A 12,741-nucleotide genomic window follows, 5' to 3' on the forward strand; every position below is an offset into this window, starting at 1 on the left:
GCTCAAGGTGATGCTTGTCCCTCCGCGCGGCAATGCCTGACTCAGTCGGAAGTGAGTCTCGTGCGCTCGCCCGCGTAGCGCGCCGCGCTGGTGTCCGGGTAGCGGTGCAGCACGTACTGGTAGACTTCCTCCGCGCGGGCCATCTCGTTCATCCGTTCGCCTAGCACGCGCGCCAACAGCACCAGGGCCCGGGGCGCGGTGGGCGCATCCGGTGCCACATCCGCCGCGCGCTCCAGCGCCGCTACCGCCAGTGGGAAGTTTCCTTCCACGGCCGCTGCCTGCCCGATGAACAGGTGGTGCTCGGCGGGCACACGCGAGGCGGGGAGTTGCTCCAGCGCGGCATACAGCTCCAGGGCCCGGGGTACATCGCGCCCCCCCACGGCCGTCGCCAGGGCGGAGAGCTGCTCGGTGGCGCTCGCCTGGCTCGCCCCGGCTTCCCCTCCAGGAGACGCCGCTTCCGTGACGTGCTCCGTCAAGAGCCCTGTCGAGTGGAGCGACGGTGCATCCTTCAGCGGCCGGGTGTTTCCCAGCACCGGCTCCAGGTAGTCCCGTGCCTCGCCGTAGCCCACCTGGTCTCCCCGGACGTACAGGAGCAGGCCCAGCACGTGCGCCGCGAGGAAGGGCACCACCAGCGTGACGCACTCCGCCAGGACACGGGAGATGATGACCAGGTCCAGCGCGCGCAGCCCCGCGGCCACCCCGTGGGCCACGACCTGGAGGAGCACCAATAGCGCGAGCACGAAGGTGGTCAGCAGGTAGTCGGAGCCCAGGCCCCGGGCCAGCCGGAGCACGAGGCGCGGGTCGAGCATGCGCCACGGCGGCTGCCCCGTCGCGGCGAGCAGGAGCCCCATGGGCAGCCACAGGCCCCCCAGGAGCAGCAGGGCCCAGAGCACCGGGTCCTCGAGCAGGTCGGGCGGCAGCTCCCACTGGATGAACCAGGCGAAGGCGTCCAGCTTCGCGTGGGCGCCGGTATGGGTCAGATACCCGTAGGCGAGCGCCGGCAGGGCCGCGAGCACGAAGACCATCAGCCCGCGCAGGCCCGGGACGATGGCGTCGCGGAAGATGTCGCTGAAGTCCGGGATGTCCAGCGACGTGTCGCCGCGCGCGGACTCCTGGACGAGGCCGAAGAACGTCGCCCAGAACAGGCCGCCGTAGAGGGCGATGAGCGGGGCCCGCATCAACAGGAACGACATCTCCGCGAACCAGGCCACCGTCGCGAGGAACAGGCTCAGCGCCACCAGCAGTTGGAGTCCCTCGGCGGAGAAGGGGTAGCGCCAGGCCTTCTTCAGCCGGTGGGACAGCGGCACCGCGCCGCGGTGGATGCCGAGGACCTGGGCGTCGCCGCCGCACGGTCCGCAGGCGACCAGCTCCACCGTCTGGACCCGGCGCCCCAGGGCGCACTCGGGGCACAGCGCCGCGCCGCACGACTGGCAGCGCCAGCCGGCGAGGGCCTTGGGATGACGCTGACAGGCGGCCGCGGTGGTGGGAGGCATCTTCCCGGCAGCCTACGTCGTGCCAGGGGCCTCGTCCCAGGGGGCGCCGAGCCAGGCCTGATAGGCGGACTTCTGCGCCTCGCTGGGCTTGTCCACGCGCGAAAGCCACACGGCCTCCGTGGGCTTGGCGCCGAGCACCACGGGAACTTCCACCAGCCTGTCGCGGCGGAAGACCGTCACCCGCACCGTCTCCCCGGGCTTGCGGTCCTCACAGCGGCTCATCAGCGCGGCGCCGTCCGCCTTCCAGCCGTCGAGCGCCACCACGTCGTCCTCGGCGTACAGCCCCGCGTCCTGCGCCGGCGAGCCGTCCAGCACCGTGGCCACCGTGGCACTCCCCTTGAGGGTGACGCCCAGCCAGCCCTTCGGCTTGGACTCCTTGCCCTTGGGCGGCGTGCCTCCGCGGTCGCTCGCGGACTCCCGGATGCGGAAGTTCATCTCCAGGCCGACGTGCGCGAGGACCGAGTAGTCCAGCTCCTCGGTGGTGCGCAGCGCCCGGTCGAAGAAGGGCGTCAGGTCCACGCCCGCCACCTCGTTCGCCGCGGCCTCCACGCCGTCCTCATTCACGCCGGAGCCGTCCCCGTGGCGGCGCCACAACAGCCGCAGCACGTCATCCAGGCCGCGCGTGTCGCTGGTGGCCCGGCGGATCTCCAAATCCAGGAGCGCCGACACCACCTCGCCCTTCAGGTAGTAGGAGATGGCGCTGTTGGGCGAGTTCTCGTCCGGCCGGTAGTGCTTCACCCAGCTCACCAGCGACGCCTCCAGCAGCGTCTGCGTCCGCCGGCCCGGCGTCGAGTGCAGCGCGGTGAGCGTCTCGCCCATCCGCGTGAGGTAGCGCTGCGCGGACATCAGCCCCGCGCGCCGGACGATGAGGTTGTCGTAGTACGCGGTGGTTCCCTCGAAGGCCCACAAGAGGGAGGTGTAGTTCTCCTTCGAGTAGTCGAAGGGCACCAGCGCCCGGGGCTTCACCCGCTTGACGACCCACAGGTGGAAGTACTCGTGCGCGGCCAGCGTCAGCAAGTCCTCCCACCCCCGGCCCGTGGACAGCGCCGTGCGGGGGAAGAGCAGGGCGGTGCTGGCCTGGTGCTCCAGCCCGCCGCGTCCCTTGTCCGTCAGGTACAGGAGGAAGAGGTAGCGTTGCAGGGGAAGTCCGCCGAAGAGGCGGGCCTGCACCTCGCACAGGCGCTGGAAGTCCGCGCACAGCCGCTCGGGGTCCGCCGGTGTGTCACCCCAGACGATGATGTCGTGCGGCACGCCCGCGGCGGTGAAGCTCAGCGGCGTGTGGGGGCCCACCTCGAAGGGGCTGTCCACCAGCGTGTCGTAGTCCGAGGCGATGAACGCCCCCGCTCGCTGCCCCAGCGCGCAGAAGGTGCTCCAGCTCGGCGGCGCGTCCACCGTGACCTGGTGCTCCAGGCCCCGCGTCGCCTCCGTGTAGAGGAACACGGTGGCGCCGTTGAGGTACGCGTGGGTGCCGTCCACGTGGCTGGTGCGCACCGTCAGCTCGTTGGCGTACACGCGGTAGCGCAGCGTGACGGCCTGGCCTCCGGCGCTCACGCGCCAGGTCTGCTTGTCCACGCGCAGCACCGTCAGCGGCGAGCCGTCCTGCGTCGTCGCGGTGAGGTCCTGGACGTGCCGGGCGAACTCGCGCACCAGGTAGCTGCCCGGCGTCCACACCGGCATCAGCGCGTCGAGCACGGTGGGGCCCGCCGGGAAGGTGACCTCCACTTCCACCAGATGCGAGTGGGGCCGAGGCAGTGAGACGCGGTAGCGGACGGACGGGGACATGGCCGGGCCTTTCTTCCAGGCAGGCTACTTCGCTCGGACGAGGACGGCTCCGAAGAAGCCATCCGTGCCGTGGGTGTGTGGCGCAAGTCGCAGGAACGGGCCAGGGCCCACCTTCGCGCCCAGCTCCGGCCCCAGCAGCTCCGCCACCGGGCGCACCGTGTACTCGGGGTGGCGCGAGAGGAAGTCCTCGATGACGGCCTCGTTCTCCTCCCGCAGCACGCTGCACGTGCCGTAGATGAGCCGGCCTCCGGGCTTCACCATCCGCGAGAAGCGCTCCAGAAGCGCCTTCTGCCGGGCCACGTGCTCGGCCAGGTGCTCGGGCGTCAGGCGGTAGCGCGCGTCAGGCTTGCGGCGGAAGGTGCCGGTGCCGCTGCACGGCGCGTCCACCAGCACCCGGTCCGCCTTGCCCGCGAGCGAGTCCAGCGAGGAGTCCGCCTCCGGCCCCTCCGCGGCGATGAGCTGGGCGCGCACGTTGTGCACCCCGGCGCGGCGGGCCCGCTTCTTGAGGTCCTCCATGCGCCGCGTGTCGATGTCCAACGCGTGCAGGTCTCCCCGGTTCTTCATCTGCGCCGCCAACTGGAGCGTCTTGCCACCCGCGCCCGCGCACGCATCGACGACGCGCGTGGGGGGCGCATCCACCAGCATGCCGAGCAGCTGGCTGCCCTCGTCCTGGATTTCGAGGAAGCCTTCGCGGAAGGTCTCCAGCGAGAAGACGTTCATGCGCGTCTCCAGGTGCAGGCCCATGGGCGACAGCAGGGAGGGCTTGGACTCCACCTCCTCGGTGGACAGGCGCTTCGCCAGCGCGTCGCGGTCCTCCTTGAGGAGGTTGGCGCGGACGGTGAGGGGAGCGCGCTCGTTCATCGCCTCGGCGGCGCGCGCGGCGTCCTTGCCGTACTGCGCGAGGAAGCGCTCGGCGAGGAAGTCCGGCAGCGAGGCGGCGATGGGGAAGCGCTTCTTCTCCGGCAGGGCCTCCAGCGCGGCGGCGGCCTGGGGCAGCGCGCTCAGGGCGGAGGCATCCGCGGGCGTCAGCGACGAGGTGCGCGCCACCTCACCCAGCGCATCTCCGTGCAGGACGCGCGAGGTGGCCAGACGCAGGACGTCCTGACGGGTGGAGTCCAGCGAGTCGAACTGCGGATGGGCGCGCGACAGCAGGAAGTCCACCGTGCGCTGGCGGCGCAGCAGGGCGTAGACGCGCTCGGCGACGGCGCGGCGCTCCGACGAATAGAGGTTCGTCTTGCGGCGCAGCGTGAAGTCCAGCGCCCGGTCCGACAGTCGCCCTTCATGGCGCACCAGCGCGTACGCCTCCAGGCAGGCCTGGAGCACCAGGTCCTCTCTCACGGGCCGAGGGGAGCGCGCCTGCTCCTTGAGCGTGGGCTTCTTGCTGTGCGTACGCTCGTTGGAGGACTTCTTCGCGGACGGTCGCGAGGTGGGGCGGAATTTGGATTTCTGGGCCATGGCTGCAGGGGCCTTTGCATCCCCCGGGCGGGTTGACAAGCGGGGAAAGCAAACCCGGGTGGTCAGGGGACGCTCGGTCCACCGACACACCCGGGCGGGGGGCTCGCTCACCGACGGGGAGCGAGACGGGTTTTCAAGGACGTCGGCTGGCGCGGCGACGGCGGAGCAGTCCGGCCACCATCAGCCCGGCGGCGGGGAGCAGCGCGGCCGTGGGACCCGCGGCGCAACCCCCGCCGGACCCGCCGCCCTCATCGTCGGTGCCCGGCGTGCCCGTCGTCGGCGGGGAAGGGCGGTCGTCCGGGTTGCCCGTGGAAGGGGTCCCCGCGTCGGTGCCGCCACCACTGCCGCCGTCTTCGCCTCCACCACCGCCACCCGGGGCCGCGGAGACTGTCACGACGGACGTCGCGGTCCGCGTCACCGCTCCGAAAGTCGCCGTCGCCGTCACGGTGTACTGGCCGGCCTTGGCGTACGTGTGCTCGGCCGTCGTGCCCTCGGCCGCGCCGCCGTCGCCGAAGTCCCAGCTCACGGGGACGACCGAGGACGTCGTCGCGCGGAAGAGGGCGCGGTGGGGCGCCACGCCGCGCTCGCCCTCCACGGTGACGGACAGGGCATCCGCCGGGGGCGGCTGCTCCACCGGGGGCAGGTCCTTGTGCAGCGTGAAGCTGTCGAGCACCGTGTCGTCCGTGGTGATGAGCTTCGCGGTGAGCACGCCCTCCACCACCTCCACGTCGAGGAAGCCGTGCGCCTTGTTGTCGCGCACCTGGCTCCAGCTCGGCTGGCCCTCGGAGAACGCGCGCAGGGCCGCGCCGCCGCCGCCCACCACCAGGTAGGGGATGCCGCCCGAGGACGCGACGCCGTCACCCTGCATCGGCTTGCTGCGCTCGTAGTTGTGGTCATGCCCCGTCAGCACCAGGTCCACGCCGTACTTCTCGAAGATGGGGCCGAACTGGCGGCGCATGGTGAGCTGCGAGCCGTGCTCGCCGCTGGACCAGGGCGGGTGGTGGAAGAAGACGACCTTCCACGGCTGCGTGGTGCCGGCCAGGTCCGTCTGCAGCCACGCCTTCTGGTCCGCCAGCGAGCAGCGCTCCGCCGCCGACAGGCCAATGGCGCAGTTGGAGTCGAGCGACACGAAGTGCACGTGCCCCCAGTCGAACGAGAAGTAGCGCTCCGAGCCCGCCGGGTTGTTGGTGGGCATGTAGAGGTTGTCCAGGTACGGCTGTCCCTGGTTCGTCACGTACTCGTGATTGCCGGGCGAGGCGAAGAGGGGGACCTCCGCCAGCAGCGCGGCCATGGGCGCGAAGAGGTGGTCCTGGAAGTCGGCCTCGGTGCCGTCGGGGTAGGCGTTGTCGCCCAGGGCCACGAACAGCTCCGGCTTGCGCGCGAGCATGTCGGCGGCCACCGCCTTCTGGTCCGAGCCGCCCGTGCCGAAGTCGCCCACGGCGGCGAAGTGCACGCTGCGCGTTCCGGGCTCGGGCGCGGTGGTGAAGCGCTTGGTGGGCGTCTTGAGGCCGCAGGCGCTGACCTCGTAGGAATATTCGGTGCTGGGCTTCAGGCCGGTGAGCACCACGGCATGGACGCGGCCCGAGGCCTCCGAGCGGGCGACCTCACTGACGGCTCCCACGCCATACCGCACCTCGGGCGAGCAGTTGGCCGCCAGACGGAACGCCACCAGGGCGGTGTCCGGGCCGACTTTCTGGAGGTAGGGGTCGCGGGCGAGGACGCCCGCGGAAGCCACGGCCGACACCAGGGTCAGGGCCACGGCCAGGGGAAGCGGGTTGAAGCGGGTCTTCCGATGCATGCAGCCTCCTCCCGAACCATTTCGGGACGGAGGCCCAACCGTTCACTCCGCGACCTTCATCCGGACGGGAAGTGGGCGCCGGGCGGCGAGGCAAGCCCTCGCGCACCCGACGCCTGTCCCGCCGGGCGCTACTTCTTCACGTCATAGGTCGCGAGGTCCTCGGTGCGCTCACCCTCTTCGCGCACCTTGCCGACACCGGGCACCAGCCAGTACGTGCGCTCCTTGCCCTCCTTCACCTCGCCGGCGTCGTTGAGCTTGTCGCGGCGGACCTTCACGGCGTTGGTGAAGGTGCCGGCCCGGGTCTGCACCGTCGCGTTCACCTCCAGCACGCGCCACGTATAGGTCGGGTCGCTGTCCTCCTGGCTCCCGTCACCCAGCACCGTCAGCTCCTGCACGGCGCTGGTGAAGGACCAGGGCAGAGAGCCCGGCGCGCGCGACAGGGACTTCACCGTGGAGGGAGACCAGGTGGTGGTGCGCACCTGCACCCCGTCCCGGTGGTCCTCCTCGCGAAGGCGCACCACCAGGCCATTGCTCTGCTCGAGCTGCCACGAGTACTCCTCGTAGAGGATGCCGGTGGCCACCCGGTCCTGCCGGCTGTGCACCAGCACGCCCGTCGTTCCCGCCGGTGCCCCCGGCACCTCGCGCGGCCCCTGCACCGTCACGCGTTTCTGGAAGTTGCCGTGCACCGGGTCCTGGATGTCGTAGACCCAGACGGAGCCCGTCGTCAGCGGCCACAGCGTCTTGGAGGCCGTGTCGTCCGGGTTGTTGTCGTTCGGGTCCTTGTCGCCCGGCAGGCCCACGTCTCCGCCCGGCGAGGGACCCGGTCCATCTCCATTGGGCAGGCTCCCTCCACCACCACACCCCACCAGCAACCATCCGGCCGCGAGCGCGACCACCCACCTGCGTGTCATGTCAGCTCCTCTCGTGTCCCCTTGGGGCCTACCGCCGTCCACCGCAGCCCCCGCAGGGGCGTGCCCTCCGTCCGTCCCAGCGCCGCCGTCAGCGAGCCGGGCACGGGCTCCTCCACTTCCAGCTCCAGCCGCCGCCCGTCGAAGTCGAGCGCGCAGCTCTTCACCAGCACGTTGCGCTCACGCAGCGCGCTCCTCAGCGACGCCTCCGCGCCCACCAGGTCGTCGGCCTGCGCGGACACCAGCAGGCGCTGCCGGGTCGCCACGGGCGTCTCGCGGTTGAACAGGTCCAGCACGAACAGCAGCGCCGCCACGAACACCGTGCCGACACCGGCGAGCCCCAGGCTTCCGTGGCCGCACGCCATGCCCAGGCCAATCATCAGGAAGAGGATGGCCGCGTCGCGCGGGTCCTTGAGGCCCGAGCGGAAGCGCACGAAGCCTCCCAGTCCCACCAGCCCGAAGGCCTTGGCCACGCTGTCGCCGATGACGGCGGTGATGACCGCCGCCGCCGCGCACAGCAGCACCTGCGCTTGAATCATGTCCGCCTTCGGCAGCGCCCGGCGCATGGGCAGCCGCCAGGGACGCAGTGACAACACCGTGCCGATGAACGCCGCCGCGAGCATCCGCGGCAGCATCACGGTGATGGACAACGAACTCATCTCCGCCTTGGCGCTCTCGAAGAGCGCTGGAATCGAAACCTCCATGTCGGGGCTCCCCTAGAGCTCGACCAGCTGTGTGGCCGCATCCGCGACGACGCGGCTTGGGCGGACCGTGGTGCCCCGAGCGTCGAGCGTCGACGCCGTGGCGATGACCGCATAGGCATTGCGCAACACCGGCAGGCTCGCGGGGCGTGCCTCCAGGACACGTGAGATGAGCGTGCGTGCCTCGGGCCCCAAGGGCAGCCCCTTGAGCGAGGACAGCACGGTGGCGGGCCAGCGCTTCGCGTGGGCCACCCGCAGCTTCCACGCGCGCGGGTCGTTCATGCCGTCGACGGAGTCCAGCGCCTCCTTCGTCTGCGAGGAGCCCCGCTCACGCAGCGCCCACGCTTCCTGCGAGTCGAGTCCGGTCAGCGAGCGCAGCACCAGCTTCAGCGCCTTGCCCGCCAGGGCCTCGCGCAGTCCGCGCGCCACCGGGGTGTCCAGTCCCTGGGTGCCGCGCAGCACCGCCAGCCGGTCATGGGGCAGGAGCGCCTCTCTCAGCGCGTCCGCCCGCGCGTCCGACAGGCCTCCGAGGCTGCGCGCGGTCTCCACGAACAACGAGCGCTGCACGCCGGCCTCGCGCACCAGCCAGGACTCCTCGCCGTCCACGCCGGAGAGGCCCAGCAGCACGTCGGTGAGGCGGCCGTCCTTCATGCCACGCTCGCGCAGCGCCCACGCCTGGGGAGAGCTGTCGCCCTTCAGGCCCTGCAGCACCTCCGACGGAGCCTGGGCATACAGCCGCTCGCGCATCATCGACGCGCGCGCGCCGGTGAGTCCGCCCAGGCAGAGCGCCACCTGCGCGGGGGCCAGCGGCGCCAGCACCTCTCGCAGCGTCCACGCCGCCTCATCTCCCAGGCCCAGGAGGCCCCGCGCCGTGAGGGCGGGGAAGCGCTCCACGAAGGCCAGTCTGCGCTGGTGCGCCATGAGGCCGGGCAGGCCACCCAGCATCCACACCGCCAGCGACGGCTCGCGCAGCTCCACGGTGTCCAGTGCCTGGAAGAAGCGCGCCTCCACGTCCTCCACGTCCACGGGGCCCGAGTGCACCGGCGTCGTCGACATGGGGACGATGCGCTGCACGGGGGTGTCGCGCCCCTCCAGTCGCGCCACCACCGCGTCCACGAGCCGCTGCTCCAGCACGTGCAGCGGCGCGTCGTTGTTCTCCAGGATGAGCCAGCGTCGAGGGTCCTCCTTCGCCAGGGCGAGGAAGGACTCGCGCACGCGCACCGCCAGGCCCGCGCCCGCGAGCCCCTTGCGGCTGTCCCCGTCCGAGCCGCGTCCCGCCTGGGCCTTGCCCAGCCGCTTGCGCCACCTCGCGAGGTCCGGGTCCACGTCCACCAGGATGACCAGGTCCGGCCACAGTCCCTGCGAGGCCAGCTCGCACGCGGGCCGCAGCTCCGACATGGGCAGTCCCCGGCCCCCTCCGCTCAGCGCGAGCTGCGAGTACAGGTAACGGTCGGTGATGCACACCTCTCCCCGCGAAAGCGCGGGCGCCACCACTTCCTCCAGTTGCTGCGCGTCTCGCGCCAGATTGAGAAAGAACTCCGCGCGCGGTGACATCTCCAGCAGCCGCGCATCGCGCGTCAGCTCCCGCACGCGCCGGGCCGTGGACGAGCGCAGCTCGCCACCTTCCCGTGCGTGCGCCACCCGGTAGCCGAGCTTCTTCAGCCTCCCGGCCAGCAGGTTGGAGAGCGTCGTCTTGCCGCTGCCGTCAATCCCCTCGAAGTCGATGAACACGGTGCCTTATCCCCTCGCGACCCCATCCACGGCGAAGGCATGAACCCTCGCCATCCCCTCTGCGAACTTGCTGTACGTTGGCGCGCCGCCCGGATTGAGCGACGACAGCCAGTCGGGCAGCTCCTGCCCCAGGTGCTTCACCTCCACCACCACGCGTCCTTCGCTCCACAGCGGCGGTCCCAGCCGCTCCGTCGTCAGGGCAAGCTGGGACATGGCCAGCTCCGGAGCAATCTGGTGGTAGCCAATGTCCCGGTCCACCGTCACCCGCCACGCCTGCGACGCCTGATACACGTGCCGCTGGTACGTCACCGCCAGCACCGGCAGCAGGCTGCCTCCGGTGATGAGCGGCAACAGGCGCGCGCCCCCTCGCAACACGCGCCCCAGGTCCGAGCGCGGCACCCAGACCCGACGCTTCTGCGTGAGTCCATGACGCTCGCGCTTCACCTCCAGCACCACGCGCTCCACGCCGCCGGCCCCCACGTCCGGCGAGTACTCCTTCGTGCGGACCTTGAGGCAGTCCTCCGGCGTGCGCAGCGCGCGCGACGCCAGGGGACAGCCCGGTCGGTCGAAATAGACGGACACGATGCGCGTGGGTCGCGGCATCTGCCCCTCCAGCTCCATCGACAACCGCGCGCACAGCGTGAGCGCGGCCTGCTCTCCCAGAACCAGCTTGAACTCACGCCGGAGTCTGGTCACTTCTCCCTCGGCGAACGAGAGCATGGCGTGTCTCCGTGATTAGAAGCGGGTGGCGAGCTGCAGCGAGTACTCGAGGCCCGGCGCCTCGTCCCCCGGTCGCAACGCGCGCTCCACCTGGAACTGCCCCCGGAACCGACTCCCCAGCAGCAGGTTGAGACCCCCGACCAGCGAGTGGCCCCGGCCTTCCACATCCCCTCTCAACTGCAACCCCTCCGCCCCCACCACCGGCTGGAGCGCCCACTCCGTCGTCACCGGCACCGTCCAACTCGCCAGCAAGAGCTGCGCGGTGAACGGACCCATGGGCAGCCGTCCCGTGACGACCTCACCCGTCACGTTCAGCCCGCCCAGCTTCAGCTCCGCGTCCGCCGCCACCGCGTGGCGCCGTGCGCGGTCCAACGCCTCCGCCACGTACGTGCTGACCCCCAGGGTGAGCATCTTCTTGAACGGACGCACGCTCACGCGTCCGGCCAGGTCCTCCTTGGTGCGCACGCCCAGGTCATCCTTGGAGCCCTGGAACACGCCCGCCGACACGCGGACATCCCAGAGGCTCTTGAGCCGCACCTCGCCCATCAGTCCCATCCGACGGCCGCCCAACTCGTGCACGTCCCCCAGGTAGTCCTCCACCAGACCGCGTCCCTGGATGGGCAGGCTCCACGAGCCCTCCAACCGGCGCTGGAGGAAGGGGGCCTTGAACTGGCCGCCGTAGAGTCGGAAGCGCTTGCTGTCGTCCGCGAGGCGGACGAAGGCGTCCTTGAGGATCGACGAGTCCGCGAGGTCCGCGCTCACCTCGGCCTCCAGGTTGGACAGCGACGTGCCCACGCCCACGCGCGCGGAAGGGATGCTCAGCGCGCGCTGGTACTTCGCGCGCTCGTCCGCGCTGGCGCGGGCGTAGACCCGGCCGAAGACGCGCACCGTCTGCACCTCCTCCTGAGGGGTGTCGTCGAGCGCCGTGGAGTCCTCTCCCAGCGAGTCCTCCTGCTGCGCGCCGGGCTTGGACTTCTTTTTCTTCTTCGGGTCCGCCTGCTGCGCGGGCTCCGGCGTGGGCTGTGCGCTCGTCGGCGGCACCGGGCTCACCGCGTCGCCGGTGTCCCCGGGCTGGATGCGCGGGGGCAGGGCCTGCGCCAGCGCGCCCTCCGTCAGGCTGCTCTGGGAAGGTTCCAGGGGCTCGGAGCCTTCTGGGGGTCCGCTCTCGGGCGCTTCCACTCCATCCACGACTCCGCCCGAGAGCGGATCCTCCGCGGCCTCCAACCCCGCGTTGCTTGCGGAAGCCGGAGCACCCGCCAACGCCGGCCCACTCAGGAGGACCGCGACGAGGAGGCCCCGCCTCCCCAGATCATCCAACCGCCACCCGCCCATGTCCCCGCCTCCCCATCGCAGCCGCCAGAGGGCTTGTGCAACTGCGGTGCCCGAATCGACAACGTCGGGTGGAGGACGGCGTGGGCGGCGCGCGGGTGTGCCAGGGCGCGAAAACGTCGTGACCAGGGCGTTACAAGGCCCTCGGTGGGAACGGAAGTTCCACCGCGAGGGCAGCCGGGCCTGTACGAATGTCGATCAGCCGGTAGAAGGAGTTACCGGTTGGACGCCGCATCCGGCGGCGGGACGGTGGAATCGCGTGCCTCCGTGGACGCGGGAGACTCCACCGTCACCGTGGAAGCGGGGGCCGTGCCAGCTTCTGGCGTGCCCGCGGGCGAGGCCGGGGCCTTCATCCTCCGCATCGCGCCCCGCACACCCCAGACGAGCGCCGCGCCCGAAGCCAGGACGAGCAGGCCCCAGCTCAACTCCGGAGGCAGGGGCTGGGCGGCCACGGTGACGTAGCCCGTCAGGACCTTGAGGTGCGTGTTCTGGTAGCGGATCTCCAACTCGTAGAGGCCCGGCTCGTCGAAGGTCAGCTCGGTGTGCCAGTTGACGCCGTCGCGCGTCAGCGTCTTCGTCACCTGGGCGGGCGAATCCTTCAAGTGGACGGTCAGCGTCAGGGGGCCGGTGAACTCGGCGCCCTCGAACGCGCCCACGTGGAGCGACAGCATCGCGGGCTGGCCCTCCCGGGGAAGGGCGGGGTGAAGCGTACCCTGCAGGCGCTCCTCGGCATCCGCCCAGCGCAGCTCCATGACGTCGCCGCGTCGCTCCAGGCGGAGTTGATCCGCACCCGGAGTCGCTGCGAACGCACCCGTCGCCAGCAG

The 12,741-nt window shown here is 71.3% G+C and carries 10 protein-coding genes; all 10 read right to left on the minus strand.

Features of this window, described 5'->3' with window-relative positions; genetic code table 11:
• Positions 1-41: 41 nt before the first annotated feature.
• Positions 42-1,493, minus strand: a complete 1,452-nt coding sequence (locus tag HUA76_RS20815; RefSeq protein ID WP_174454895.1) for a tetratricopeptide repeat protein — start codon at positions 1,491-1,493, stop codon at positions 42-44.
• Positions 1,494-1,505: 12 nt separating this feature from the next.
• The gene (locus HUA76_RS20820) at positions 1,506-3,275 is read right to left on the minus strand and encodes a M61 family metallopeptidase (RefSeq protein WP_174461870.1); all 1,770 of its coding nucleotides are present in this window, start codon (positions 3,273-3,275) and stop codon (positions 1,506-1,508) included.
• A gap of 24 nt (positions 3,276-3,299) precedes the next feature.
• Positions 3,300-4,730, minus strand: coding sequence for an RsmB/NOP family class I SAM-dependent RNA methyltransferase (locus HUA76_RS20825; protein WP_141645826.1), 1,431 nt, complete (start codon positions 4,728-4,730; stop codon positions 3,300-3,302).
• A gap of 133 nt (positions 4,731-4,863) precedes the next feature.
• Positions 4,864-6,528 carry a metallophosphoesterase gene (locus HUA76_RS20830; protein ID WP_174454897.1) on the minus strand — a complete coding sequence of 555 codons (1,665 nt, stop codon included), beginning with the start codon at positions 6,526-6,528 and terminating at the stop codon, positions 4,864-4,866.
• Between the two features lie 128 nt (positions 6,529-6,656).
• A complete protein-coding gene (locus HUA76_RS20835) occupies positions 6,657-7,439 on the minus strand; it encodes a hypothetical protein (RefSeq protein WP_174454898.1) in 783 nt (260 codons plus the stop codon).
• Positions 7,436-8,140 (minus strand): DUF4956 domain-containing protein, encoded by a 705-nt coding sequence (locus tag HUA76_RS20840; protein WP_141645823.1) that lies wholly within the window; start codon positions 8,138-8,140, stop codon positions 7,436-7,438. Before HUA76_RS20840 ends, HUA76_RS20835 begins: the two co-directional genes overlap by 4 nt.
• Before the next feature lie 12 nt (positions 8,141-8,152).
• Entirely contained in the window at positions 8,153-9,868 is a 1,716-nt protein-coding gene (tmk, locus tag HUA76_RS20845; protein WP_174461871.1) for a dTMP kinase, read from the minus strand.
• Between the two features lie 6 nt (positions 9,869-9,874).
• Entirely contained in the window at positions 9,875-10,588 is a 714-nt protein-coding gene (locus HUA76_RS20850) for a VTC domain-containing protein (protein ID WP_141645821.1), read from the minus strand.
• A gap of 15 nt (positions 10,589-10,603) precedes the next feature.
• On the minus strand, positions 10,604-11,920 hold the full coding sequence (locus HUA76_RS20855; RefSeq protein ID WP_174461872.1) for a hypothetical protein: 1,317 nt from the start codon (positions 11,918-11,920) through the stop codon (positions 10,604-10,606).
• A 212-nt stretch (positions 11,921-12,132) separates the two neighbouring features.
• Positions 12,133-12,669: a hypothetical protein gene (locus HUA76_RS20860; protein WP_254614354.1), complete on the minus strand. Its 537-nt coding sequence runs from the start codon at positions 12,667-12,669 to the stop codon at positions 12,133-12,135.
• Positions 12,670-12,741 lie beyond the last annotated feature (72 nt).

Origin of the sequence: Myxococcus sp. CA056 (assembly GCF_013336715.1) — a bacterium.
Lineage (GTDB): Bacteria > Myxococcota > Myxococcia > Myxococcales > Myxococcaceae > Myxococcus > Myxococcus llanfairpwllgwyngyllgogerychwyrndrobwllllantysiliogogogochensis.